This window comes from Arhodomonas sp. KWT (assembly GCF_010993615.1).
On sequence record NZ_WNXE01000007.1, the window covers coordinates 33,798 to 57,606 of the forward strand.

General features: G+C 69.2%; 24 protein-coding genes and 1 tRNA gene. 12 read left to right on the forward strand and 13 right to left on the reverse strand.

Annotation, left to right across the window (positions count from 1 at the left end; genetic code table 11):
- The first annotated feature begins 85 nt into the window (after positions 1-85).
- Positions 86-886 carry an undecaprenyl-diphosphate phosphatase gene (locus G7A99_RS03015; protein WP_163138812.1) on the forward strand — a complete coding sequence of 267 codons (801 nt, stop codon included), beginning with the start codon at positions 86-88 and terminating at the stop codon, positions 884-886.
- A gap of 4 nt (positions 887-890) precedes the next feature.
- On the opposite strand, the gene cobS is transcribed toward G7A99_RS03015, so the two are convergent.
- The 4 genes from cobS to cobU are packed head-to-tail and all read right to left on the reverse strand — an operon-like array spanning position 891 to position 3,795.
- Complete coding sequence (gene cobS / locus G7A99_RS03020) at positions 891-1,619, reverse strand: adenosylcobinamide-GDP ribazoletransferase (protein WP_163138813.1); 729 nt, start codon at positions 1,617-1,619, stop codon at positions 891-893.
- A complete protein-coding gene (locus G7A99_RS03025; protein WP_163138814.1) occupies positions 1,616-2,239 on the reverse strand; it encodes a histidine phosphatase family protein in 624 nt (207 codons plus the stop codon). Before G7A99_RS03025 ends, cobS begins: the two co-directional genes overlap by 4 nt.
- Before the next feature lie 3 nt (positions 2,240-2,242).
- Positions 2,243-3,289 (reverse strand): nicotinate-nucleotide--dimethylbenzimidazole phosphoribosyltransferase, encoded by a 1,047-nt coding sequence (gene cobT / locus G7A99_RS03030; protein WP_163138815.1) that lies wholly within the window; start codon positions 3,287-3,289, stop codon positions 2,243-2,245.
- Complete coding sequence (cobU, locus tag G7A99_RS03035) at positions 3,286-3,795, reverse strand: bifunctional adenosylcobinamide kinase/adenosylcobinamide-phosphate guanylyltransferase (protein ID WP_018718642.1); 510 nt, start codon at positions 3,793-3,795, stop codon at positions 3,286-3,288. Before cobU ends, cobT begins: the two co-directional genes overlap by 4 nt.
- A gap of 270 nt (positions 3,796-4,065) precedes the next feature.
- Here cobU and G7A99_RS03040 point away from each other — a divergent pair, with 270 nt between their 5' ends.
- The 3 genes from G7A99_RS03040 (at position 4,066) to G7A99_RS03050 (ending at position 5,959) form a co-directional block, all read left to right on the forward strand.
- Complete coding sequence (locus G7A99_RS03040) at positions 4,066-5,100, forward strand: NADP(H)-dependent aldo-keto reductase (RefSeq protein ID WP_018718641.1); 1,035 nt, start codon at positions 4,066-4,068, stop codon at positions 5,098-5,100.
- A gap of 173 nt (positions 5,101-5,273) precedes the next feature.
- A complete protein-coding gene (locus tag G7A99_RS03045; protein WP_163138816.1) occupies positions 5,274-5,642 on the forward strand; it encodes a contractile injection system protein, VgrG/Pvc8 family in 369 nt (122 codons plus the stop codon).
- Positions 5,582-5,959, forward strand: a complete 378-nt coding sequence (locus G7A99_RS03050; protein WP_163138817.1) for a hypothetical protein — start codon at positions 5,582-5,584, stop codon at positions 5,957-5,959. Before G7A99_RS03045 ends, G7A99_RS03050 begins: the two co-directional genes overlap by 61 nt.
- Before the next feature lie 79 nt (positions 5,960-6,038).
- On the opposite strand, the gene G7A99_RS03055 is transcribed toward G7A99_RS03050, so the two are convergent.
- Positions 6,039-7,058 (reverse strand): DUF2157 domain-containing protein, encoded by a 1,020-nt coding sequence (locus tag G7A99_RS03055; protein ID WP_026321197.1) that lies wholly within the window; start codon positions 7,056-7,058, stop codon positions 6,039-6,041.
- The gene (locus tag G7A99_RS03060; protein ID WP_163138818.1) at positions 7,055-8,056 is read right to left on the reverse strand and encodes a hypothetical protein; all 1,002 of its coding nucleotides are present in this window, start codon (positions 8,054-8,056) and stop codon (positions 7,055-7,057) included. The genes G7A99_RS03055 and G7A99_RS03060 overlap by 4 nt, the downstream gene beginning before the upstream one ends.
- A 257-nt stretch (positions 8,057-8,313) precedes the next feature.
- On the opposite strand from G7A99_RS03060, the gene G7A99_RS03065 reads away from it, so the two are divergent.
- From G7A99_RS03065 to G7A99_RS03085, 5 genes are all read left to right on the forward strand, one after another.
- Positions 8,314-9,945, forward strand: a complete 1,632-nt coding sequence (locus G7A99_RS03065; protein ID WP_018719032.1) for a methyl-accepting chemotaxis protein — start codon at positions 8,314-8,316, stop codon at positions 9,943-9,945.
- A 118-nt stretch (positions 9,946-10,063) separates the two neighbouring features.
- Positions 10,064-10,351 (forward strand): DUF6763 family protein, encoded by a 288-nt coding sequence (locus G7A99_RS03070; RefSeq protein ID WP_018719033.1) that lies wholly within the window; start codon positions 10,064-10,066, stop codon positions 10,349-10,351.
- 249 nt (positions 10,352-10,600) lie between these two features.
- Positions 10,601-10,789, forward strand: a complete 189-nt coding sequence (locus tag G7A99_RS03075) for a hypothetical protein (protein WP_018719034.1) — start codon at positions 10,601-10,603, stop codon at positions 10,787-10,789.
- A 76-nt stretch (positions 10,790-10,865) separates the two neighbouring features.
- Positions 10,866-11,486 (forward strand): DUF502 domain-containing protein, encoded by a 621-nt coding sequence (locus G7A99_RS03080; protein ID WP_018719035.1) that lies wholly within the window; start codon positions 10,866-10,868, stop codon positions 11,484-11,486.
- Entirely contained in the window at positions 11,476-11,940 is a 465-nt protein-coding gene (locus G7A99_RS03085; protein ID WP_018719036.1) for an MgtC/SapB family protein, read from the forward strand. Before G7A99_RS03080 ends, G7A99_RS03085 begins: the two co-directional genes overlap by 11 nt.
- A gap of 9 nt (positions 11,941-11,949) precedes the next feature.
- On the opposite strand, the gene G7A99_RS03090 is transcribed toward G7A99_RS03085, so the two are convergent.
- The 6 genes from G7A99_RS03090 to G7A99_RS03115 form a co-directional block, all read right to left on the reverse strand.
- Positions 11,950-13,203: a sodium:proton antiporter gene (locus G7A99_RS03090; RefSeq protein WP_163138819.1), complete on the reverse strand. Its 1,254-nt coding sequence runs from the start codon at positions 13,201-13,203 to the stop codon at positions 11,950-11,952.
- Between the two features lie 432 nt (positions 13,204-13,635).
- On the reverse strand, positions 13,636-14,223 hold the full coding sequence (locus tag G7A99_RS03095; RefSeq protein WP_018719038.1) for a YceI family protein: 588 nt from the start codon (positions 14,221-14,223) through the stop codon (positions 13,636-13,638).
- 44 nt (positions 14,224-14,267) lie between these two features.
- The gene (locus G7A99_RS03100; RefSeq protein ID WP_018719039.1) at positions 14,268-14,816 is read right to left on the reverse strand and encodes a cytochrome b; all 549 of its coding nucleotides are present in this window, start codon (positions 14,814-14,816) and stop codon (positions 14,268-14,270) included.
- 189 nt (positions 14,817-15,005) lie between these two features.
- A complete protein-coding gene (locus tag G7A99_RS03105; protein ID WP_018719040.1) occupies positions 15,006-16,406 on the reverse strand; it encodes a SpoVR family protein in 1,401 nt (466 codons plus the stop codon).
- Between the two features lies 1 nt (position 16,407).
- Complete coding sequence (locus G7A99_RS03110; protein WP_018719041.1) at positions 16,408-17,586, reverse strand: DUF444 family protein; 1,179 nt, start codon at positions 17,584-17,586, stop codon at positions 16,408-16,410.
- Between the two features lie 37 nt (positions 17,587-17,623).
- Positions 17,624-19,576, reverse strand: coding sequence for a serine protein kinase (locus tag G7A99_RS03115; protein ID WP_018719042.1), 1,953 nt, complete (start codon positions 19,574-19,576; stop codon positions 17,624-17,626).
- Positions 19,577-19,866: 290 nt separating this feature from the next.
- On the opposite strand from G7A99_RS03115, the gene G7A99_RS03120 reads away from it, so the two are divergent.
- Entirely contained in the window at positions 19,867-21,153 is a 1,287-nt protein-coding gene (locus G7A99_RS03120) for an MFS transporter (protein ID WP_163138820.1), read from the forward strand.
- A gap of 14 nt (positions 21,154-21,167) precedes the next feature.
- On the opposite strand, the gene G7A99_RS03125 is transcribed toward G7A99_RS03120, so the two are convergent.
- A tRNA-Gly gene (locus G7A99_RS03125) sits at positions 21,168-21,241 on the reverse strand.
- 284 nt (positions 21,242-21,525) lie between these two features.
- Here G7A99_RS03125 and ahpC point away from each other — a divergent pair.
- Positions 21,526-22,092 carry an alkyl hydroperoxide reductase subunit C gene (gene ahpC, locus G7A99_RS03130; protein WP_018719044.1) on the forward strand — a complete coding sequence of 189 codons (567 nt, stop codon included), beginning with the start codon at positions 21,526-21,528 and terminating at the stop codon, positions 22,090-22,092.
- Positions 22,093-22,206: 114 nt separating this feature from the next.
- The gene (gene ahpF, locus G7A99_RS03135) at positions 22,207-23,805 is read left to right on the forward strand and encodes an alkyl hydroperoxide reductase subunit F (RefSeq protein WP_163138821.1); all 1,599 of its coding nucleotides are present in this window, start codon (positions 22,207-22,209) and stop codon (positions 23,803-23,805) included.
- Positions 23,806-23,809 lie beyond the last annotated feature (4 nt).

The window sequence follows — 23,809 nt, forward strand, 5'->3', positions numbered from 1 at the left end:
TGGAGCGCCGCCTGCGCGGACTTGCCGCCCCCGTACGTGTGTACTCTCTCGCCCCCGTCACCACCACGGAGCAACACTGACGATCATGGACTGGCTGCACGCACTGATTCTCGGCCTGCTGCAGGGACTGACCGAATTCCTGCCCATCTCCAGCTCGGCCCACCTGATCCTCGTGCCGATCGTCACCCACTGGCCGGACCAGGGACTCGATTTCGACATCGCCGTCCATGTGGGCACGCTCACCGCCGTCCTCGCCTACTTCCGGCACACGCTCTGGCGGCTGATCACGGAGACACTGCTCGGCCTGCGCACCGGCCACCTTCGGGGCGAGGGCTGGCTCGGGGTGATGATCGTGGCGGCAACAGTGCCCATCGTGCTCGCCGGGGGCGCCTTCGAGGCCCTGGCCGGCGACGACGCCCTGCGCGGACCGCTGGTCATCGCGGCCGCCAATCTGGTCTTCGCCGTGGCGCTCTGGGCCGCCGCGCGCTACTGCCGCGGCACGGGCGACGAGCAGGCCATCCGCCTGCCCGCGGCACTCGCCATCGGCCTCGCCCAGTGCCTGGCGATCATCCCCGGTACGTCACGCTCCGGCGTGACCATGACCGCCGGGCTCATGGTGGGGCTGGCGCCGACCGCGGCGGCGCGCTTCTCGTTCCTGCTCTCCATCCCCACCATCGCCATCGCCGGGGCCTGGAAGGGACTCGACCTGCTCACCACCGCGACACCGGTGGACTGGGGCGCGATCGCCATCGGCACCGGCGTCTCCGCCGTGGCAGCCTATGCCTGCATCGCGGCCTTCCTGGCGCTGCTCGACCGCATCGGCATGACCCCGTTCGTGATCTACCGGCTCCTGCTCGGGGCGGTGCTGCTGTTCGTGTTCTGGTAACGCGTCAGCCCAGCAGCGCCAGGACCACCAGCACCACGACCTCGACCAGCACCATGGCGGCACCGGTGGTGTCGCCGGTGATACCGCCGAGCCGCCGCAGGCAGGCCGCACGCACCGCGTAGACCGTCGCCCCGGCGGCAATCAGCGCCACCGGCCCGGCACCGCCGGCCAGCAGGCTCGCCGCCGCGGCCGCCAGCAGCCCCAGGCGCACGGCGGTTGGGTCCGCACCGCCGGCCAGCGCCGTGCCCAGGCCGGCGGAGCGGAGATAGGGTGTCGTCAGGAATAGCGCCGGGGCCGCAGCACGACTGAGCACGCCGGCGACCAGCAGGGCCGCCACCGCACCGGTGCCGGCGAGCGTGGCCACCGCCGCGAATTCCACCAGCAGGACCACGACCACCGCCGCGACGCCCACCGGTCCGCAGCTCGGATCCTTCATGATCGCCAGGGTGCGCTCCGCATCCCCCAGGCCGCCGACCCACGCGTCCGCGCTGTCGGCCAGCCCGTCCAGGTGCAGCGCCCCGGAGACGACCACCAGCACTGCGACCGCCAGCGCCCCGCCGAGCAGCCCCGCCGTGCCGGCGAGCAGCACCGCTGCGGCGGCAAGCAGGCCGATCACGGCACCGACAAGCGGATACCACGCGAGCGAGCGCCCGGTGGTCGCCGCGTCCATCCGCCGCGGCCGCACCGGCAGACGGGTCAGGAAGGCGAAGGCCACGCGCAGCGGCTCCGTCATGCCCGTGACCTCGCGTGGAACACCAGGCTCGGCGCCGGCCGGCCGTTGATGTCGGACTGCACCCGCAGCCGGGTCACGCCGGCGTTCGGCACCTCCAGGCGCAGGACCGCCGCCAGCGGCATGTCGAGGACGTGGGCCAGCAGCATGCGAATGAGCCCCCCGTGGCCCACCACCAGGGTGTGCACGTCGGCGGCGCCGGCGAGCCGTTCCCAGCCGGGGACCACCCGCTCACGGAACCCGGCGAGCGACTCGCCGCCGGGCGGCGTGGCGGCCACCGGATCCGCCCAGTAGGCCTGCATCGCCTCCGGCGTCTGCGCCAGGATCTCCGCGACCTCACGACCCTCCCACTCGCCGAAGGAGATCTCGGTGAAGGCCGGCTCCACGGCCACGGGCGCGCCGATCCGCTCGCCGAGGGCCTCAGCGAATGCCCGGCAACGCGTGAGCGGAGAGGTCACGATCCGCTGCCACGGCGGCGCCTCCGGCACCGCCGCCCACATCTGCGCCCAGCCCTCCTCCGATAGCGGGTCGTCCCGGTGCCCCCGGTAGCGGCGCCCGCCCACCGGCATGCCATGGCGGATAAGATCGATGAACACCGCATCACCGGTGTCGATACGCTGCATCGCTCAGCCCTCCCCGGCGGCCACCGCCGCCTCCTCGAAGGTGGCCATGCCGCCGTGCACCTCGCAGGCCAGACGCAGCAGCGGCACCGCCGCCGCGGCGCCACTGCCCTCGCCGAGCCGCAGCCCGAGCGCAAGCAGGGGGTCGGCGTCCAGTGCCCGGAGCACCGCGCGATGGCCGGGCTCGTCCGAGGTATGGGCGAAGATCAGCCACGGTGCCAACGAGGGCGTGCGCCGGACCGCCGCCAGGGCCGCCACGGTCACGATGAACCCGTCCACCAGGGTCGGCACGCCGCTGGCCGCCGCCCGCTCCATGGCCGCCGCCAGAGCGACGATCTCGAAACCACCGAGGCAACGGAGGGCATCGTCCGGCCCGTTGATAGCATCGCGGTGCCGTGCCAGCCCCTCGCCGATCACCGCCGCCTTGCGGCTGACGCCGGCGGCGTCGAGGCCGGTGCCCGGCCCGGCCAGCTCAGTGGGCTCGGCGTCCAGCAGCGCACACGCGACCGCGGCGGCGGCGGTCGTGTTCGCGATACCCATCTCCCCGCCGACGAACACCTGCGCCCCGGCGTCCACGGCCTCGTCCGCCGCGGCCCGGCCGCTGGCCGAGGCCGCCGCCAGGGCCTCCGCGGACATCGCCGGCCCGACAGTAAAATCGGCTGTCCCGCGGCCGGCACGCGCCAGCGTCACGCCCTCGGGGACCGAGTAGTCGGTGGCTGAGCCGACGTCCACCACCCGCAGCGACGCGCCGAGCCGGTTAGCGAGCACGCTTACCGCGGCACCGCCGGCGGCGAAGTTGGCGATCATCTGCACCGTCACCTCGGCGGGAAAGGCCGACACGCCCCGGGCGGCGACGCCATGATCCGCGGCGAACACCACGATGCCCACCCGGTCCGCCGAGGGGCGCTCGCTGCCCTGGAACCCCGCCATGCGCACGGCCAGTTCCTCCAGCCGGCCCAGTGAACCCGGGGGCTTTGTGAGGTTGGCCTGCCGCGCCCGGGCGCGGTCCATGGCCGCCGTGTCCGGCGGTGCGATCGCTGGGGATGTGCTCATCGCTCGTCCTTCAGTATCTGGGGGAGACCGGCGGTCACGAGGGCGACGCGCTCGCAGCGCTCGGCGACGGCCTGGTGGAGCCGGCCGGCCTCGTCCACGAACCAGCGCGACACCGCGTCGGCGGGGATCACGCCGCCTCCCACATCGTTGCTGACCATCAGCACCCGGCCGGGCAGGCCGGGCAGGGCATCAAGGAGATCGGTACGGGCGTCAGGCCAGGCGTCCGGCTGCTCCAGGAACCGCGTCAGCCACAAGGTCAGGCAGTCCACCAGCAGACAGCGTCCGGGCGCGGCCTCGCCGGCAAGCACCCCGGCGAGATCCATATCAGTCTCGCGGGTCCGCCAGTGGACGGGACGACGATCCCGGTGGCGGCGGATACGCTCGGCCATCGCGTCGTCACCGGCACAGGCGGTCGCGACGTAGACGACGTCGGCCGTCTCCGCCGCCCTGGATTCGGCATAACGGCTCTTGCCCGACTTCACGCCACCGAGTACGAGCTCGCGCATCCGCCATCCCTCCTGACCCAACGGAAGCCGCGAGGATACCAGCTTTGACGCAGGCCCCGCCGCGGGTTGGACGCGCGTGGCCGGCACACCGCACACTAATCCGTCCAGAGGCATTCCCACACGTCAGGGCACCGCGGGACCGCGGCGACAGGTGCGCCGATACAGCCACCCGTTCGGGCCCCCGGGCGCCGGCGCGGCTGACGCATGGCAATGCCTCCGGCAAGATCGCCCATCCGCCTTATGGCACCCACCAGCCACGAGAGGGACAGCATGGAATACCGCCAACTCGGGGATACCGACGTACGGGTCAGCCGGCTCTGCCTGGGCACCATGACCTGGGGCCACCAGAACACCGAGGCCGAGGCCCACGCCCAGATGGATGCCGCCCGCGAGCGCGGGATCAACTTCTTCGACACCGCCGAAATGTACCCCGTGCCGAGCCACGCGGACACCTGGGGCACCACGGAGCGCTACATCGGCAGCTACTTCGCCGCCGGCGCGCCCCGCGACTCGGTGTTCCTGGCGACCAAGTGCGTCGGCCCGGGGGTGAAGCACATCCGCGACGGCAGGCCGAGCTACGACGCCCAGGGACTGCGCCAGGCCCTGGAGGGCAGCCTCCGGCGCCTGCAGACGGACTACGTCGACCTCTACCAGCTCCACTGGCCCAAGCGTCCGAGCAACTACTTCGGCCGCCTGGGCTACACCTATCCCGAGGAGGACGTGGAGCCGGGGATCGAGGAGACCCTGCGCGCCCTCGCGGACCTCGTCGACGAGGGCAAGATCCGCTATATCGGCCTCTCCAACGAGACCCCCTGGGGCGTGATGCGTTTCCTCCAGCTCGCCGAGCGTCACGGCCTGCCCCGGGTGGTCTCGGTGCAGAACCCGTACAGTCTGGTCAACCGCAGCTTCGAAGTGGGACTGGCGGAGATCGCGCACCGCGAGTACACCGGGCTGCTGGCCTACTCCCCCCTAGCCTTCGGCGCGCTCACCGGCAAGTACCTGAACGGCGCACGCCCGGAGGGCGCCCGCCTGACCCGCTACACCCAGTTCAAGCGCTACCTGGGCGAGCCCGGCGAGACGGTAACGGCACGCTACGTCGCGCTGGCACGGGAGCACGGACTGGACCCGGCGCAGATGGCCCTCGCCTACGTCAACTCGCGGCCGTTCCTCACCAGCAACATCATCGGCGCCACCACCATGGAGCAGCTCCACAGCAACATGGACAGCGAGACGCTGGCGCTGCCGGAGACGGTGATCGAGGGCATAGAGGCGATCCACCGGGACAACGCCAACCCCTGCCCCTAGCAGGGCCACCGGGAAACAGCGCGGCGCGGGACTCGGCATCCGCGCCGCGTTGCGGTAGGCTTTTGATATCCGGGCCGGGGCCTGCCCCCGGGCCCATGCCGACCGCCAGGAGGGCGGAAGGCGATGACGCGCCGCACCGGCGCGATCCGGCGATCGACCAGGGACGGTGACACATGCCCGACGACACCTCTGCGGACCGGCTGCTCGATCATTTCGACGTCGAGCTCACGCAGCACCAGCGGCTGCTGCGCCTGGAGCTCGGCGCACCGGCCGGGCTGCTCCCCCACCGCCTGGTCGGCGAGGAGGCGGTGAGCGCCCCCTTTCGCTACCGCCTCGACTGCCTCTGCCAGCGCGGCGATCTCGAGCTCAAGCACCTCATCGGCGCCCCCGCCCGGCTCGCCATCCGCCAGGCCGACGCCAGCGAGCGCCCCCTCCACGCCCTCGTCGCCGAGGCCGCCCGCCGGCCGCGGTGGCCACGCTCATGGATCACTACGTCCACGACGCCATCGCCGGCTTTCTCGCCGACGATCGCACAGAGGTGATCGGCCACATCAAGGACCTGGTGCGGTACAAGCAGCTGCTCGACGGCGACGAGCGCTTTGCCCTCAATGCCCGGCGCCTCGGCATCTCGCTCAGCGACGAGGAGCAGGGCTACGCCGCCTACTACGAGCGCACCGGGCGGATACCCCCCGGCATGCCCGTCGACGCCCGCGAGCCGTCCTGGCTCGGCGCCGGCTACCTGCGCTCGCGCCGCATCTACGCCGGCGCCGATGATGTGCTGCTGACGCAGGCCTCTCCCAGCACAGCGCCCGGCCTGGCCCAAGGCGGGGCGGCTACGCGTTCGCAAAGCACCGCATAGGGCAGCCCCCGGGACACACCCGTGGCGTCCCGGGCCCATGGTCCCGCACCGCCCCCCGCGACGGTCGCGGCGACCCGTGCTAACCGGTGCCGCTTGCCTCCCGCCTGCGGCGCTCCGCCCACACCACCAGGGCCAGGGTGGCCGCTCCCATCACGAAGCCGGTGAATACCGGGCCCAGGGCATGCCCGAAAAACCGGAAGAACTGGGTGTAGCCCTGGATGACGAGGAATGTCCAGGCATAGCCACGCAGCATCCGCAGCCGGTAACGGATTCCAAGCGACATGAGCGCGGCATTGAGACCGAGCCAGGCGAGGTTGAACAGCCACAGTTCCCCGGCACCGGCCCGGTGAAAGCCATCCGACAGCTCGAAGCTGCCGAACAGGGACAGCAGCCACAGCGCCATCTCCGCAAAGAACACCCCGGCGGACAGCCACACCAGGAAAAAGCCGCGATAGCGGGCCAAAGGCCCCGCCTCCGCCAGTCGGTGGAGCCCGCCGGCGAGAGCGACGGCGAGACCGGCCAGAAGGAAACGCAGCGGATAACTCATCCCGAACCAGTACACGCCCCAGCCCGAGGCATAACCGGTGGCCCCGCCGAACCAGGCGAAGAACACCACCGCCGCCGCGATCAGGAGCAGCAGGTTGTCCAGCACGTACGCCAGGACCAGGAGCACCCCCAGGTCGATAAGCAGCAGCGCCGGCCAGTTGCCGGAGCCGGCCGAGATGATCGCCCCCACGGTAAAGGTCAGGGCGATCACCAGCAGGCCGCCCAGAAGCTCCAGGCCCCGGGGTGTCCAGTGGTAACCGCCGCGCCGCCTGAGCCGGAGGCCGCCCGCGAAAGCGGCGACGACGCAGACACCGAGCACCGCGGCGAGCCTTGCCAGCGAGAAACCGAGCAGCTCACGGCCCAGCAGGACCACGCCGGCCGCGGCACTGATACCGCCGAATATCGCGAACCACCGCCCCAGCGAACGCCAGTCCCAGCCGGCATCGGGATAACGGGCCGCAAGGGCGGAGAACCCGGCGTCGTCGAGCACACCTTCGCGTCGCAGCGCCGCAAGCTCACGGCGCACCCGCCGTCTGAAGCGCGCGGGACTCATGACGCCCGCCCCGCGCCGAAGCGCTCACACATGCCCCCGATGCCGACACCGAGCAGTCCGCAGACCAGCAGGAACCCCCCGATGGAGACCTCGTCCCAGAACCGTTCGAACAGCCGCGTATACACATCGATAGCCAGGAAAACGACGCCGAACCCGGTGAAGCGTCCGTCCCGGAGCACCGCCCCGGCCACGATCTGGGCGACGCCGGCGGCGCTGAACGCCAGCACCCAGCCGGTGCCTCCGGGCCGTATGGAGAGTATCCAGAGGCAGAGATTGAAATAGACCAGCCCCCAGACCAGCCAGAGATGTCCGAAACCGACCTGGCGTCGCAGCCAGCGCCTTTCGCCCACCGACTCGTGCAGGACACCGAACACGACCGCCGTGAGACCGGCGACCGCCATGTCCCGTTCATTCTGGATGTCCAGGAAATAGCCACCATGACCGATATAGCCATGACGGGTGCCCGCCCAGTGGAAGAGCAGAAGCAGCCCCAGGAACAAGGGCCACCGCAGGGCGTTCGAATAGGCCACCGCCAGGGCGGCAATCGCCGTGAGCAGCATCGCCAGCAGCGGGATGTCCGCCCCGCCCCCGCCGCCAAGACCGAAGTACAACAGCAACGCCCCGGCGTAACCAGCCGCGAGCGCAAAGGTGATGAGCACCCCGCCGGTGACGGTCAGCCCCCGGCGTCGATCCCGCGCCAGGCCGATCCCCGCCCAGCCGGCAGCGAAAGCGGCGGCCAGTACCAGCACGGCCAGGGCAACGGGGGAGGCGCTCTGCAGCAGGATCCCCACCCCGGCGAGGGAAGAAGCGGCAAGCAGGACTACCGCGATCCCCCCCAGCAACCGGACCGCCATTGCCCCGGCGCCCTCCGCGTCAGCGTATCGCGCAGCGAGACGTGCGGCCAGATCGTCGTCGACCACGCCCTGGTGCCGCCACGCCGCGACCTCCGCGGCCATGCGTTCACGGAATCCCTGCGCCATGCCTCCGCCCTGTTCCATCGGTCCGTCGCGTCGGTGAGGCGCCCGCCGACCCGTGACCGGACCGCTGCATCGAACGCCTGTTGCTCGCCAGCGCATCGCCGTCCAGGCCCCTGCGAATACCGCCCATCGGCCACTGCCACGACGTTCGCCGCCAGGCCTTAAGGCACCGCCCCGCCGTGCCGATACACCGTCGACACCACGAACCATAAAGCTTAACCACCATTACTCGTTCGCGGTAGGAACTGCTCACGTTGACTGCCCGGGGAACTACATCGATGATGACTTGGCTCAAATCCAGCCTGCGTAACTGGCTGCTGGCATCCGTCGGCCTGGCGATGGCCGTGGTCTGCATTACGGCGGTGATCGCCGTGGTGCGGCTCAACACGAGCATCGGCGACTACGAACGCCTGCTCACACGCTACGTCCACGCCGAGACCGAGATCCTCGCGACCAACCGGCTGTTCAAGCAGCAGGTCCAGGAGTGGAAGAACGTACTGCTGCGCGGCAGTGACGACGCTCAGCGCGAGAAGTACTGGCGCCAGTTCCGCGAGACCGAAGGCGAGGTGCAGTCCCGCATCGAGGACCTGATTGCTGCGGCCCCGACGCCGGCGATCCGCTCGACACTGCAGAAATTCCTCACCGCCCACGAGAACATGGCCGAACAGTACCGGCAGGGCTACAAGGCGTTCGTCGATAGCGGCTTCGACCACCGTGCCGGCGACACCGCGGTCCGTGGCATCGATCGCGGACCGACCGAGCTGCTGAGCAAGGCAGCTGACCAGATCGGCACGCTCACCCGCCAGCAGCGCGAAGCCGCGTCCCGGACGGCCGGTATCGCCACCGACTGGAGCCTGCCCGTCATCGTCGGCGTCTCCATCGTGGCCCTGGCTCTGCTGTTCTGGATGCTCAACCGCAGCGTGGTACACCCCACCCGCCGGCTCGCCGACGCCATCGACGCGTACTCCCACGGCGACTTCCGGAACGACACCGGCGTCGACCGCGCAGATGAACTCGGCCGCCTCTCCGAGGGTTTGAAGGGCATGCGCAGCAACATCACCGACATGCTCGCACGGATGCAGGAAGCGGCCCGGTCGCTCGCCGAGACGGCGCAGGAGCTGACCCGGACGGCGTCCGGTCTCGCGGACGACAGCTCCGAGGTACGCTCGCGCACCGAAGGCAGCGCCAGCTCCATCTCGGAGATGTCCGCCACGATCCAGGAAGTCGCCCGCAATGCCTCTGATGCCGCCTCCGCCGCGGACCAGGCGGGCGACAACACCCAGAGTAGCCTCCGGGCGATGGACGAGAACGTCACGGCCGTCAAGCACATGGACGATCTCGTGAGCGAGCTCGGTAACGCCATGGAGCAGCTGCAGCAGGACACCACCGAGATCGGCACCGTACTCGAGGTCATCCGCGGCATTGCCGAGCAGACTAACCTCCTCGCCCTCAACGCCGCCATCGAGTCCGCGCGGGCCGGCGAGCACGGCCGCGGCTTCGCGGTGGTGGCCGAGGAGGTACGCACCCTCGCCCAGCGTACCCAGGAATCCACCGAGGAGATCCGCCAGACCATCGAGAAGCTCCAGTCCGCGGCGACCACCGCGGGCGACCTCACCCGGAAGGGACGCGAGCGCGCCGGATCGACGCTGGAGCAGGCCGAGTCCACCGCGACGGCCATCCGCGACGTCGAGACGGCCGTTTCGACCATGCGGGATCTCAACCTGCAGATCGCCACCGCCACGGAAGAGCAGAGCACCGTCTCCGAGGACATCAACCGGACCATTACCGAGGTCGCCGAGCTGACCTCGCGCTCCGACGAAGGGGCGCAGGGCATCAGCCACGCGGCCGGGGAGCTCGACAGTCTTTCCCGCCGACTCGACGAGATGTTCCGCCGCTTCCGCATCGCCTGATGCCGGGGGGGGGCGCTTCCGCCGCCCGTCAGACCGCCGTTGCAGCGACGGCGGTCGCTTCCTATACGTGAAGCAGGCTTGCCTCAGGGCATCCGGAACAGGTGGAGGAGGTCCCGCGATGGCTGTCGGTCACGACCCCGTGGTCGGGGACTGGTACATGACCCCGTCAGGGGACAGCTTCGAGGTCGTCGCCTTCGAGAGCGATGACGATAGCATCGAGATCCAGTACTTCGACGGTGCCGTGGAGGCACTGGACATGGAGACCTGGCTCGATATCAGCGCCCGTCCCATCGAGCCCCCGGAGGACTGGTCCGGCTCCATGGACGTCAGCCGCGAAGACGTCGGCACCGAGGACGTCCCCCAGCCCCACTCCGCATCCAGCCCGCTGGACGACCCGGACCTTTAACCCCGCTGCACCGCCGCGGTGTCGCCATACGCGGACACACCGCCACCGGCCAGCACGGCTATCCGGCGGTCGTTGACGGCGTACGCCCCCGATCCCATCGTCGCAGGCAGAGGGCCCCGCCGGAGAGGCCTGGTGCATCGACGGCGGGTCAATGCGGGTGACGGGGCCATAGAGCGGCCGTGGGTACGGCGCATCGCCGATGGCACCCCGGCCGGTACCGAACTCACCCCCGGACAATGGAGAACCGGAATGCGACGCACCCTTTTTCTCGCCCTTGCCCTTATGCTCGGATTCGGTCTGGTCGCCTGTGACGACGAAGGCCCCGCGGAGAAGGCGGGCGAGCAGGTGGACGAGGCCGTCGAAGATACCGGCCAGGCGATCGAGGAGGCCGGCGACGAGATGGAGGAAACCACGGACAACATGAGCGACGGCAACTGACACCCCTTCCCTTATCGGGTACGGGTGCGGCATCGACCGCCCCGTGCCCATCACACAGCGACCGGGACAAAAGACAATGAAAACCCTTGGACGCATATTCCTGTCCGGACTCGCCGCGGTCGTGCCGATCGCCCTGACCTTCGCGCTACTGGCATGGCTGGGTCTGTATGCCGAGCGCGTACTCGGCGCGATCAGCGAGTGGCTGCTGCCGGACACCCTGGCCTTCCCGGGTCTGGGACTGCTGCTGGGTGTCGCGCTGGTCTTCGGCGTGGGCGTGCTGATGCAGGTCTGGATCGTGCGCCGGCTGTTCGATCTGAGCGAGCGCCTGCTGGAACACATCCCGCTGATCAAGACCATTTACGGCTCGATCCGCGACGTCATGCAGATGTTCTCCCCCCACGACGGCCAGGACACCGGCCGCCCCGTGCTCGTGCGCGTGCCGGGCCGCTCCGAGGCGGTGCTCGGCTTCCTGACCCGGGACGGGCTCGGCGATGCCCTGGGCGGCGAGGACATGGTGGCGGTGTATCTGCCCATGAGCTACCAGATCGGCGGCTTCACCCTGGTGATGCCCCGGGGACAGGTCGAGCCCGTGGACATGGGCGCACAGGACGCCATGCGCTTCGTGCTGACCGCCGGCATGGGCGTGTCCGAGCGGGGCTCCAATGGTGCTAACCAGGGGGAACATTATGAGCGGTGAGCTCCCGCTGCTGGAGATGCTTGCCCGCCTGTCGGCAGCGACGGGGCTGGCGATGCTGCTGGGCCTGGAGCGCGAGCTCCGCGGCAAACCAGCCGGGCTTCGCTCGCACATGCTGGTGGCGCTCGGCGCGGCATCGTTCATGCTCATCGGCATGGACATCCTGCTCTCCGCCGCGGAGGGCAAACCGGGGGCCGCCAGCATCGACCCCACCCGCATCATCGAGGGCGTGATCGGCGGCATCGGCTTCCTTGGGGCCGGCAGCATCATTCGTAGCAACACCGGTATTCAGGGCATCACCACCGGTGCCGCCATCTGGACCGTCGGCGCCATCGGGGTCGCCTGTGGCGCCGGCGAGCTGGCGCTGGCGGCCGTCGTCACGGCGCTGGCGCTCGTCATCGTCGTGGTGCTGGGCCTGTTCGAACGCGGCGTGATCGAGGAGGGCCAGGACCCGTGAGCCGGCGGGTTACGGCACCGCGGCAGGCCGGCGATGGCGGCTGCCGCGGTGCCAGTAGCGGCTCAGCATGGGCTTGACGCTGATCCCGTGGACCAGGATCGAGAGCGTCACCACGATAAGCGTGATGTGGATCAGCTCCAGCGCCACGGACTCGCTCAGGCCCTGGTCGATGGCATACATCAGGTAGTAGAGCGAGCCGATCCCGCGCACGCCGAACCAGGCCGTCATCATCCGCATGCGCCGCGGCGCGCGGCTGCCGAGCAGCCCAAGCCAGACCCCGAGCGGCCGCGCGACCAGGAACAGGAACAGCGCCGTGGCCACCGCACGCCAGCTCCAGGAGTTGAGGAACAGCGTGCCGCCGACGAGCAGGATCACCACCACCTCGCTGAAACGTTCGAGCTGCTCCTTGAACAGCAGCGACGCGTCGGTAATGCGGTTTCGCGCCAGCGGCTCGGCACGGACCTCCGTCTGGCGCAGGGCGACAGCGGCGGCAAACACGGCCAGGAACCCGTAGGCATGGATGCTCACGGTGAGGCCGTAGACCGTCGCGATGAGCCCCAGGCCCACGAAATCGTCCATGAGCACCGCGTCGGGCCAGCGCCGGCGCACCTCGACCGCAGCATGCCCGACGAGCACACCCGCCGCCAGGCCGATGCCCACGCCGGCGGCACTCGCCCACAGCACGTCCCGCAACACCCAGGCCGTACCGGCCTCTCCCAGCGGATGGATACCCAGCAGCCCGAGCCCCAGCAGCACGAACGGGAAGGCGGTGCCATCATTGAGCCCCGCCTCCGAGGTCAGCGCCAGACGCAGGCGGTCCCGGTCCCCCGGATGGCGCACCTGCACGTCGGTGGCGAGCACCGGGTCCGTGGGCGCGAGGATCCCCGCCAGCAGGATCGCCGCCCCGGCGGAGAGCCCGAGGACGACGTAACCAAAAACGGCCATCACGGCGATGGTCACGGTCAGCGCCACCGTGGCCAGCAACGCCGTGGTGCGCCAGCGGCGCAGGCTGAACGGTCCCGGCATCTTCACGCCCGCCGTGTACAGGGAGAGCAGCACCGCGAGTTCGGTGATCAGCTCCAGGGTCTGCGACTGCTTGAGCGGGTTGAAGTGATAGGCCTGGAGCAGCGTGGGCCCGGCCACCAGACCCACACCCAGGTAGAGCATGGCGGTAGTCACGGGCAGCCGGTCGACGGCCGACCGGGTGAACCCCATGGCCACGAGCAGCAGTCCGATCAGCAGGAATGCCATCGCGCTGGTCATCGTCTCGTGTCACCTCGTCGGAATGATGGCAGGGCGGCCCGCGCCAAACCGCGACGGACCGGGGGAGGATCATAGGCTGCCACGAACCGCATGGCGATGCCGTCGCCGCCGGACGGCGCGGTACCGGCGGCCGTCGCCGGGCGGTGACGCCACGGCTCTCCCGCCGTCCCGGGACGGGGTGCCGCATCGGACCGGTCGCGTCTCACCGCGAAGGCCGGGGCAGCAGGACGACGCCCGTTCGGGCTGTGACGGTGCGCGGTACGGCGACCGTCCCGCGGCCTGTTGTGTTGTTGCCGGCGACCCATCGCACCTGACCCGGGGATCCCTCGTTACGCCGGGGCGTCAGGCCCACACGAGAACGCCCGCCGGCACGGGGGCACCGGCGGGCGTGTGGGACCGGCAGACGTGGCAGGTGCACGTGCCGGCGAGCGACTACTGGCGCAGTGCTTCGACGGAGATGTTGATCTCCGCGGTCTTGGGCTCCGGAATGTTGTTGTCGGCGAAATAGGTCAGCCCGAAATCCGCCAGATTGATCGTGGCGCTGGCGGAGAAGGCACGCCGGAAGTTCCCCCAGGGATCCTTGCGCGCGGCGAGCTCCTGGACCTTGAACTCCACCGTGTGGGTGTTGCCCTTGATGGTCAGCTCACCGGTGAGCTTCGCGGAGTCCGGACCGGTGGGCTCGTAGGAAGTGCTCACGAACTTCGCCGTCGGGAACTCCCCGGTCTCGAACAGGCCGTCGCGTTCACGCAGGTGCTTGTTGCGCTCGGCGTGAAAGGTGTCGACGGACTCGGTCTGCACCGTGAACTCCGTCGAGCTCGCGGCACGGTCCTCCGGATCGTAGGTGATGGTGCCGGAGAAGTCGTGGAACACCCCGGGCATCCACGAGAACCCGATATGGCTGGTCTTGAAGGTAATGAACGTATGTGCCGTATCGAGCTTGTACTGCTCGGGAGCGGCCTGGGCGGCGGTGACGCCGAACGCCAGCAACGTGGCGGCTATTGTCGTCAGGATGCGCTTCATCGGTCCCTCCTGGTGATTGTGACTCTCGATGGATTGCTCGGAACTCACCGGCCGGGACGGAGCATGCGTACCAGCGTGCGGTCCCGGTCGACGAAATGATGCTTGAGGGCGGCGAGGGCGTGGACCGTGGCGATCAGCACCAGTGCCCAGGCGCCATAATAATGGATCGCACCGGCCAGCTCCTCCTGCTGCTCCACGCCGGAGACGAGGGCCGGCACCTCGAACCAGCCGAACACACTGACCGCATCGCCCTGCGCCGTGGTGATCAGATAGCCGGCGGCGACGACACCGAGCATCAGCGCGTACATGACCCAGTGGGCCGCCAGCGCACCGGCGCGCTCCCAGCGTGCCATGCCGGTCTCGAAGGCCGGCCGCGGGTTGAGCCCGCGCCAGATCAGGCGCGCGAGCACGGCCGCACCCACGAGCACGCCGATGGAGCGGTGGATGTCAGGGGCGGTGGTGTACCAGGGGTGGTAATAGGAGAGGTCCACCATCCACAGCCCCAGGCCGAACAGGCCGAGAATGGCCGCGGCGATGAGCCAGTGAAGCACGATGCTGACCAGTCCGTACGCCGATGTCGTATTGCGCCACACTGTCGCGTCCCTCGATCACGGTTGCGCAGGCCAGACCGCCTTGGCGACCCCGCCTGCCTGACGCCGTCAGTCTCCGCACCGTGCCGGCGCCCGGCAAGCGGGCACACATCAACATATTGTTAACCATATGGAAACCATTGCCGGCCACAGCCCGTTCGGCCGGAAAAGTGCGGAAACGATAAGCCGGAGCTAATCCGCGTCCCCACCGCCGTCGGGCTCGAGGCGCAGCTCCCGCCCCCGCTCGTCGCAGGTCAGCAGGGTCACCGGCCGGCGCCACACCCGGTAAATGTAGTCGAGCACATGGCGCGCCCGCGCCAGGTCCAGCCCCCGCCCGTCGTCGGCAACGTTCTGACGCAGCACCAGGCCGCCGTCGCGCTGTAGCTCCTCGACCACCACCCGCGGCGCACCGAAGTTGTACTTCGGCCCGAGCAGGGTCTCGTGCAGCTCGGCAAGGTTGGAATCGGTCACCCGGATCTGGCCGTCCTGGCGCGCCGCATAGACGAACAGCTCCAGCTCCCGGGCCCGCTCGGCGGTGAGGTAGTTGCGCACGAAGCCGAAGTCGTCCTCCTGGCTCATCACCGCCCGGGCCGCCTCCAGGCCGTCGTTCTCGACGATGTGCTGCCAGAGCACGTAGCCCAGGTGATACGGATTGACCTGCAGTGAGATGCGGCTGTCGCCGCCGTAGGGCCGGACCACGTCGGAATGCGTCTTCATGCAGTCCACGTACGCCTGCGAGGGCAGGAAGTCCGCCTCGCGCAGCAGCCGCGCGTGCCAGTAGCTCGCCCAGCCCTCGTTCATGATCTGGCAGTTGAACACCGGCTGGAAGTAGTACGCCTCCTTGCGTACCGCGAGGAAGATGTCGCGCTCCCAATCCTCCATCTCCGGGGCGTACTGGGCGATGAACCACAGCAGGTCGCGCTCGGGGTGCGGCGGGATCCTCGGCGGCGCCCGGTGCTGCGGGGCGTCGCCGAGCCCTTCCGCCTCCCCGGGTAGCATGGCGTAGCGGTCCTGGAACTCCGGCTCCGCGTCAGCCTCCGCCGTCCCGGCGCCGGCCGCGGAACGGGTGCTCTCGTAGCGCGGGCGGTTGAGGGGCTGGTCGGTGTCGATGTGCGGCTCCAGCGCCAGGGCCGCGTCCAGCACCGCCTCGACGCGCCGCTCGCCCACGGTCTCGATCACCTCCTCGATACGGTGCGCGTGCGCCGCCGCCTGCTCGACGATGTGGTAGCCCACCTGGGACTGGCTGTGGGCGAACAGCAGGTTGTTGCGCGAGAAGTCTGCGTGCCCGAGCACGTGGGCGACGACCAGGGTGTTCTCCTCGACGCTGTTGGTGTCCACCAGGAACGCCCGGTTGGGATTGCCCGGGAAGACCACCTCGAAGATTCGCGAGTGCCCCATACGGTGCTGGACCATCTGGTAGATCCAGCGCACGCCGAACGACCAGTGCGGCATACGCACCGGCAGCCCGTAGACGGCGATCTCGGTCATGAATGCCGAGGGCACCAGCTCGAAGTCGACGGGATAGTGCTCCAGCCCCAGCTCCCGGGCCAGGGCCTCCATCCTCGGAACCGCCTGCTCCAGGGTCAGGGTCATATCAAACCGCCTCCGCCGCGTCCGCCTGATCGGTGAAGAACGCCCGGATCGCCGGCCAGATATCGCCGTCGTCGCTGAGCGCGTAGCTGCCGCAGGGCACGCCCAGCGCCGCGAGCTCGCGCCAGATGATGGCGACCTCGGTATCGAGCCGCCGGTGCCCGGCGTGGGACACCTCGGCATAGCCCATGAAGTTCATCTGCGGCGCCAGCCGCGCGAGTATCTCCGTCGCCTTGCCACGATCCTCGCTGAAGTTGTGGCCGTCGGTGGCGTAGAAGAGATAGCAGTTGTAGCGCGACGGGTCGTAGCCCGCCTCCAGCTCCTCCTCGACCTTCAGCAGCCCGGAGGAGCTGCGTGTGCCACCCTGGCCGTGGACCTGGAAGAAGGCCTCCTCCTCGAAGGTCCACGCCTCCACGGTGTGCGCGACAAACACCGTCTCCACCGCGGAGAACTGCCGGCGGATGCCCGCCAGGGCCCAGAAGAAGAACGTCTTGGCGAGCTTGCGGCAATGCTCGTCCATGCTCGATGAGACGTCCAGCAACAGGAAGACGACCGCATTGGTGCTCGGCTTGCGCCGGCGTGCGAGCTGGCGGAAGCGCAGATCGTCGTTGCTGATCGGCACCGCCCCGGGGCCCGTGGCGCTGCGCCGCTTGATCGCCTCGCGCATGGTACGGCGGCGGTCGAGCCGCGAGCGCGCCCCGCGACGGTCCCAGCCCTCGCGGATCAGCTCGTCGGTCTCGACGCTGTCGCCCTGCTTGGGCTGGAGATTGGGCAGCTCCAGCTCCTCCCACAGCCAGTCGAGGATGTCGTCGACGCGGAACTCCAGCACGAAGGTCACGCCGCCGTCGCCCTCGCCCGCGCCCTCTTCGCCGCCGGCCCCCGGGTGCCCCGGCTGGGCGGGACGAAGCACGTCACCGGGCTCCGCCTGGCCCTGGCCAGCGCCCTCCTGCTCGCTCGGGTCACGGAGCCGGAAGCGGTAGTGCTCCATGAACTTCACCGGCACCTGGACGGTGCGGTTGTCCGGCCGGGACAGGATGTCGGAGCCAGCCACCAGGTCGGGGAGCTGCTCGCGCACCGCCTCGCGCACACGGCGGTTGTGACGGAGCCAGTCCCGGGTGCCCCGGGAGAAGAGGTCGTACCAGTGGCCGTCGGCGTCGCTGCCGTGGGTCTCGATGAGCGTCATTGCGCCCTCCTCGCCCGCCGATGCGGGCTGTCTCGCGCTATTCCTGGGACAGCAGCGTGGTCACGTAGTTGAGCGCCTCCCGTGCGCCGTGACGGTCGTAGCCGTAGTCGCCGATCAGCCGCTCCTCGACGGCGGCGATCTTCTCCTTCGCCTCCTCGTCCGGGCGGGTCACCGAGGTCACCAGACGCAGCACGTCGCGGCGCTCCTCGAACAGATAACGCTCCATGGCCTCCTTGAGCCGGGTGTGGGAGTCGAGCGTGAAGCTCTCGCCGCGCTTGTAGGCGACCATCGCCTTGCGCACCACCTCCTGGCGGAAGGTGTTCTTGCCGGCGTCGGAGATGTTGATCTTCTCCTCCACCGAGCGCAGAAAGCGCTCGTCCGGCGGCCGCGACTCGCCGGTGATGGGGTCGTTGACCTCGCGGTTGTCCAGGGTTGCCTCCACCTCGTCGAGGTACTTCTCCAGCAGGCTAGCGCTCTCCTCCTCGAAGGAGACGAACAGCGCCTTGTGCACGTCCTCCTTGACCCAGTGGTTGTAGAAGTCCTTGCGCGCGGTGACGAGGAAGTCCACCCACGCCCGCTTCTGCTTGGACTCGATGCGGGCGTCGTTCTCGATGGCATCCTTGAGGGTGACCAGCACCTCCATGCTGGTGAGGCTGCTGACGTCGCTGCGCGAGATCGCGTTGGACAGCGCGTTGACCACGAACCGGGGCGACACGCCGGAGAGCCCCTCGTCCTCGTGCTCGTGCTGCACCCGCTCCTTCTCGCTCGCCGAGACCCCCTCGACCCCCTCATCGGCATACAGGTGCACCTTCTTGGAGAGGTCCAGGTCCTCGCGCTCGGAGGGCTTGAGCCGCGATAGCACCGCGAACACCGCCGCCACCTCCAGGGCATGCGGGTCGAGGTGGACCTGCTGGAAGGTCGGGGCCTGGGCGATGAGCTTGCGGTAGATCCGGGCCTCATCGTGGTAGTTGAGGGTGTAGGGCACCTGGATGATGACCATGCGGTCGAGCAGGGCCTCGTTCTCCTTCTCCTGGAGGAACTTGCGGAACTCCGCCAGGTTGGTGTGGGCGATGATGGTCTCGTCCACGTGGATCAGCGGGAAACGCGAGACCTTGACGTTCTTCTCCTGCGTGAGGGTGAGCAGGAGGTAGAGGAACTCCCGCTTGACCTTGAGGATCTCGATCATCTCCAGCAGCCCGCGGCTGGCGGCGTAGACCGCACCGGACCAGCTCCATGCCCGCGGGTCGCCCTCGTCGCCGTACTCCGAGACCTTGGCGAGGTCGACGGAGCCGATCAGATCGGCGATATCCGCCGTGGTCGGATCATGAGGGGCATACGTGCCGACACCCACGCGGTTGGCCTCGGAGAGGAAGACCCGCTCCACCGGGTACTGCATGAAATCGCCCTCGTACTCGCGCTCGAGCACCGAGCGGCAGTACGGCGAGAGATCGCCCTGGATGTCCACGCCGTAGGTCTCGCGGAACTCCGCACGCAGGGTGTAGGGCACGAGGTTCAGCGGGTTCTCGTGCAGCGGCGAGCCCTTGAGCGCGTAGAGGGCCCCCTCCTCGGTGTGGCTGTATTCCTCCAGCCCGCGCTTCAACAGGATCACGAGGCTGGACTTGCCGCCGGAGGGCGGGCCGAGCAGGAGCAGCAGCCGGCGGCCGACCTCGGAGCCCGCGCTCGCGGCCTTGAAGTAGTCCATGATCCGGCGCAGCGGCCGGTCCATGCCGAAGAGCTCGTGGGAGAACAGCCGGAACTCCTCCCCCTCGGGCGTGGCTTCGGCCTCCCGGCGCTGCATCCAGCGCAGCATGTCCCAGACATACTGGTGGCTGCTGCGCGTAGCCAGCCCGGGCTGCTGCACGACGACCTGCTCCAGGTAATCCGCGAACGTGCCCTCCCACTGCTTCGCCCGGTGCTCACGGGTGAAGGCGCTCAGGGAATCCAGGAACTGCTCATGCCGCTCGCGCGGATTGCCGTTCGTGCTCGACATACCATCTCCTCCGTCACGGATTCGCCCGTCGGGACGCCCCCTGTGGAGACCCTCGGGACGAGGGCCTGTGATGGTTAGAGTGCGCCGGCGCGCTCAAGGTTTCCCGTCCGCCGCGTTATCACACCCCTACCGGAACTTGTAGCACACAGCCGCGGCGCAGGTGACAGGGACGGGGTCTCACGTCGAACACTTCACAGGCGTGCAGGGAAGGCGTACTTTCGCCGATCGGGACCTCTACCTGCCGCCCGGAACGGCGGCAGTTCCCAACATAGCAACGGATACCCAGGCGGATGCGCGCGCTCATCGTCTCCATCACGGCGTTGCTCGGCTCGACGGTCATCCTCATGACCGGCAGCGGGCTGCTCGGCACACTGCTGTCCGTGCGCATGGGCATCGAGCAGTACAGCCCCGGCATCACGGGCCTGGTGATGTCCGCCTACTTCGCCGGGCTCATGCTCGGCGCCCTCGGCGCCGGCGCGGTGATCCGCCGGGCCGGGCACATCCGCGCCTTCGCGGTCTTCGCCGCACTGGTCACCGCCGCCACGCTGGTGCACGCGCTGTGGATCGACCCCTGGGTCTGGGGCGCTCTGCGGGTGATCAGCGGCTTCTCCCTGGCCGGGCTGTACATGGTCATCGAGAGCTGGCTCAATGAGCGTGGCGCCGGCGGCGCCCGGGGCCGGCTGTTCTCCCTCTACCAGGCCACCAGCTACCTCGGCCTGGGCCTCGGTCAGCTCCTCATCTCCGTGCGCCCGGCGAGCGGACCGGAGCTGTTCATGCTCAACGCCGTATTGCTGGCGCTGTGCCTGGTGCCGGTGAGCCTCACCCGCGCCATCCACCCGACACCGCCGGAGCGCACGCCTATGGCGCTCGCGCTGGTCTGCCGCGGCTCTCCGCTCGGGGTGTTCATCTGCCTGGGGGCGGGCATCGTCAACGGCTCCGCGTTCGCGCTGGCACCGCTGTTCATCGTCGACCACGTGGGCCTGCAGAGCGTCGCCGTGTTCATGAGCGCCGTGATCCTCGGCGGCATGCTGCTGCAGTACCCCATCGGCCACCTCTCCGACGTCTTCGACCGGCGACGCCTGCTGGTGGCGGTGAACCTGGCGCTGGCCGCCTTCGCGGTGGTGATGCTGTTCGTCGCCAACAGCGGGCTGACCGTGCTCGCCGCGGTCGGCCTGGGCTACGGCGGCCTGACCTTCACGCTCTACCCGCTGGCCGTGGCCCATATCAACGACCGCGTGCGCTCGGACAACTTCGTCGGCGTCGCCGGCGCGCTGCTCTTCCTCTGGGGAATCGGCGCGGTGGTCGGCCCGATCGCCATCGGCCAGCTCATGAACCTCCTCGGCACCGAGGGGCTGTTCCACGCCGCGGCCGCCTGCGCCGTGCTGATGGCCGCCGCGACCCTGGCCGCCCGGCGCGAACAGGTGCCCAACGAAGAGCAGACCGCCTTCGTGAGCATGGCCCGCACCACCACGGTCATCACCGAAATGGACCCGCGTGCCGATCCCGGGGAACAGGTGCAGATGGACTGGATCGAGGAGATGCAGACGTCGCAGGAGACGGAAGCCGCCGCGCCCTGACGCGGCGGCGGATCTGGAGCGGCCGACCGGAATCGAACCGGCATCACGACCTTGGGAGGGTCGGGTTCTACCGTTGAACTACGGCCGCCTTGCGGGGCGAACGCCCACCCGCGTATTTGTAGCCGGTTTCGGGGGCGAAACGCAAGCGCACTCCGGCCGGCTCCGGGCCGCCACCGCGGTCGCACCGGTGGCCGCGCGGCCATGCACCGCGAACGCACAGCACCACGCGCCCGCCTGGTGCGACGCCCCGTGTCGGGTCACAACGATAGACAGACACTATCACTAATTTAACGACAATCAATTGGAACAACCAATCGGTCGCCAGTAGGGTGTGCACTCGAGGTTCAACGTCACGGAAAGGAGTCGATACCAATGTCTCTCATCAACACCGAGATCAAGCCGTTCAAGTCCACTGCGTTCAAGGCTGGCGCGGATTTCTTCGATGTCAGCGACCAGGACCTGCGCGGCGGGTGGTCCGTGGTGTTCTTCTACCCGGCGGACTTCACCTTCGTCTGCCCGACGGAGCTCGAGGACCTGGCCGACCACTACGACGAGTTCCAGAAGCTGGGCGTCGAGATCTACAGCGTCTCCACCGACACCCACTTCGCCCACAAGGCCTGGCACGACACCTCCGAGGCCATCGGCAAGATCAAGTTCACCATGGTCGGCGACCCCACCGGTGAGATCACGCGCAACTTCGACAACATGCGCGAGGGCGAGGGCCTGGCCGACCGTGCCACGTTCGTGATCGATCCGGACGGCGTCATCCAGGCGATGGAGACCACCGCCGAGGGCATCGGCCGCGACGCCACCGACCTGCTGCGCAAGGTCAAGGCGGCGCAGTACGTGCGCAACCACCCCGGCGAGGTCTGCCCGGCGAAGTGGAAGGAGGGTGAGACCACCCTCGAGCCGTCGCTGGACCTGGTCGGCAAGATCTAAGCACACCGGTGCCGACCGCGGGTCCGCACCGCCGGACCCGCACGCATCCCAAGAGCGTGTCCGGCCCCGCCGGGGCCGGCACGCCCACCGAATCCGAACCAAGGGGGCATCGTCATGTTGGACGACAAGCTCAAGGACCAGTTGAAGGCCTATCTCGAGAACGTGACCCAGCCGGTCGAGCTGGTCGCCTCCCTCGATGATGGTGCCAAGTCCACGGAGCTCGACGAGCTGCTGCGGGAGATCGAGTCCCTTTCGGACAAGATCAGCCTGCTGCGCCGCGAGGACGAGGACGACGACACCCACGTGCGTCGGCCCTCCTTCGATATCCGCCGCGCGGGCACAGACATCAGTGTGCGCTTCGCCGGCATCCCGCTGGGTCACGAGTTCACCTCGCTGGTGCTGGCGCTGCTGCAGGTGGGCGGCCACCCGTCCAAGGCATCGCGGGAGATCATCGAGCAGATCGAGGCGCTCGATGGGGACTACCACTTCGAGACGTTCTTCTCGCTGTCCTGTCAGAACTGCCCGGACGTGGTGCAGGCGCTCAATCTCATGAGCGTCATCAACCCGCGCATCCGGCACGAGGCCATCGACGGCGCGCTGTTCCAGGACGAGGTCGAGGCCAAGGAGATCATGGCCGTGCCGAGCGTCTACCTCAACGGTGAACCCTTCACCCAGGGGCGCATGACCCTCGAGGACCTCGTCGCCAAGCTGGACACCGGCTCCGAGGCCCGCGATGCGGAGAAGATGCGCGAGAAGGACCCGTTCGACGTTCTCGTCGTCGGCGGCGGTCCGGGTGGCGCGGCCTCGGCGATCTACGCCGCGCGCAAGGGCATCCGCACCGGCGTGGCCTCCGAGCGCTTCGGTGGCCAGGTGATGGACACCCTGGGCATCGAGAACTTCATCTCCGTGCCCTATACCGAGGGGCCGAAGCTCGCCGCTGCGCTCGAGGAGCACGTCAAGGAGTACGGCGTCGACATCATGGACCGCCAGCGCGCCGAGGCGCTGATCCCGGCCGAGGAGCCCGGCCGGCCCCACGAGGTGCGCCTCGCCAACGGCGCCAGCCTAAAAGGCCGGACCGTAGTGCTCGCCACCGGCGCGCGCTGGCGCTCGCTCGGCGTGCCCGGCGAAGAGGAGTACCGCAACAAGGGCGTGGCCTACTGCCCCCACTGCGACGGCCCGCTGTTCAAGGGCAAGCGCGTGGCGGTGATCGGCGGCGGCAACTCCGGCGTCGAGGCCGCGATCGACCTCGCCGGCATCGTCGATCATGTCACGGTGCTGGAATTCGCCGACAAGCTGGGCGCGGACGCCGTGCTGCAGAAGAAGCTCCACAGCCTGCCCAACGTGGACGTGATCTGCTCGGCGCAGACCACCGAGATCACCGGCGACGGCTCCCGGGTCAACGGCCTCGACTACAAGGACCGCGAGACCGGCGGGATGCACCACGTCGAGCTCGCCGGCGTGTTCGTGCAGATCGGCCTGCTACCCAACACCGAATGGCTCCAGGGCAGCGTGGCGCTGAGCAAGTACGGCGAGATCGAGGTCGACGCCCGCGGCGAGACCTCCGTGCCCGGTGTCTTCGCCGCCGGCGACGCGACCACCGTGCCGTACAAGCAGATCGTCATCGCCATGGGCGAAGGCTCCAAGGCGGCCCTCAGCGCCTTCGACTTCCTCATCCGCAACAGCGTCTCCGAGGAAGAAGACGCCGCCGCCTGAGCCG

What these genes read in the sequence shown, in the direction of transcription:
- G7A99_RS03015 (WP_163138812.1), top strand. Translation starts at nt 86, where the DNA reads ATGGACTGGCTGCACGCACTGATTCTCGGCCTGCTGCAGGGACTGACC.
- cobS (WP_163138813.1), bottom strand. Translation starts at nt 1,619, where the DNA reads ATGACGGAGCCGCTGCGCGTGGCCTTCGCCTTCCTGACCCGTCTGCCG.
- G7A99_RS03025 (WP_163138814.1), bottom strand. Translation starts at nt 2,239, where the DNA reads ATGCAGCGTATCGACACCGGTGATGCGGTGTTCATCGATCTTATCCGC.
- cobT (WP_163138815.1), bottom strand. Translation starts at nt 3,289, where the DNA reads ATGAGCACATCCCCAGCGATCGCACCGCCGGACACGGCGGCCATGGAC.
- cobU (WP_018718642.1), bottom strand. Translation starts at nt 3,795, where the DNA reads ATGCGCGAGCTCGTACTCGGTGGCGTGAAGTCGGGCAAGAGCCGTTAT.
- G7A99_RS03040 (WP_018718641.1), top strand. Translation starts at nt 4,066, where the DNA reads ATGGAATACCGCCAACTCGGGGATACCGACGTACGGGTCAGCCGGCTC.
- G7A99_RS03045 (WP_163138816.1), top strand. Translation starts at nt 5,274, where the DNA reads ATGCCCGACGACACCTCTGCGGACCGGCTGCTCGATCATTTCGACGTC.
- G7A99_RS03050 (WP_163138817.1), top strand. Translation starts at nt 5,582, where the DNA reads ATGGATCACTACGTCCACGACGCCATCGCCGGCTTTCTCGCCGACGAT.
- G7A99_RS03055 (WP_026321197.1), bottom strand. Translation starts at nt 7,058, where the DNA reads ATGAGTCCCGCGCGCTTCAGACGGCGGGTGCGCCGTGAGCTTGCGGCG.
- G7A99_RS03060 (WP_163138818.1), bottom strand. Translation starts at nt 8,056, where the DNA reads ATGGAACAGGGCGGAGGCATGGCGCAGGGATTCCGTGAACGCATGGCC.
- G7A99_RS03065 (WP_018719032.1), top strand. Translation starts at nt 8,314, where the DNA reads ATGATGACTTGGCTCAAATCCAGCCTGCGTAACTGGCTGCTGGCATCC.
- G7A99_RS03070 (WP_018719033.1), top strand. Translation starts at nt 10,064, where the DNA reads ATGGCTGTCGGTCACGACCCCGTGGTCGGGGACTGGTACATGACCCCG.
- G7A99_RS03075 (WP_018719034.1), top strand. Translation starts at nt 10,601, where the DNA reads ATGCGACGCACCCTTTTTCTCGCCCTTGCCCTTATGCTCGGATTCGGT.
- G7A99_RS03080 (WP_018719035.1), top strand. Translation starts at nt 10,866, where the DNA reads ATGAAAACCCTTGGACGCATATTCCTGTCCGGACTCGCCGCGGTCGTG.
- G7A99_RS03085 (WP_018719036.1), top strand. Translation starts at nt 11,476, where the DNA reads ATGAGCGGTGAGCTCCCGCTGCTGGAGATGCTTGCCCGCCTGTCGGCA.
- G7A99_RS03090 (WP_163138819.1), bottom strand. Translation starts at nt 13,203, where the DNA reads ATGACCAGCGCGATGGCATTCCTGCTGATCGGACTGCTGCTCGTGGCC.
- G7A99_RS03095 (WP_018719038.1), bottom strand. Translation starts at nt 14,223, where the DNA reads ATGAAGCGCATCCTGACGACAATAGCCGCCACGTTGCTGGCGTTCGGC.
- G7A99_RS03105 (WP_018719040.1), bottom strand. Translation starts at nt 16,406, where the DNA reads ATGACCCTGACCCTGGAGCAGGCGGTTCCGAGGATGGAGGCCCTGGCC.
- G7A99_RS03110 (WP_018719041.1), bottom strand. Translation starts at nt 17,586, where the DNA reads ATGACGCTCATCGAGACCCACGGCAGCGACGCCGACGGCCACTGGTAC.
- G7A99_RS03115 (WP_018719042.1), bottom strand. Translation starts at nt 19,576, where the DNA reads ATGTCGAGCACGAACGGCAATCCGCGCGAGCGGCATGAGCAGTTCCTG.
- G7A99_RS03120 (WP_163138820.1), top strand. Translation starts at nt 19,867, where the DNA reads ATGCGCGCGCTCATCGTCTCCATCACGGCGTTGCTCGGCTCGACGGTC.
- ahpC (WP_018719044.1), top strand. Translation starts at nt 21,526, where the DNA reads ATGTCTCTCATCAACACCGAGATCAAGCCGTTCAAGTCCACTGCGTTC.
- ahpF (WP_163138821.1), top strand. Translation starts at nt 22,207, where the DNA reads ATGTTGGACGACAAGCTCAAGGACCAGTTGAAGGCCTATCTCGAGAAC.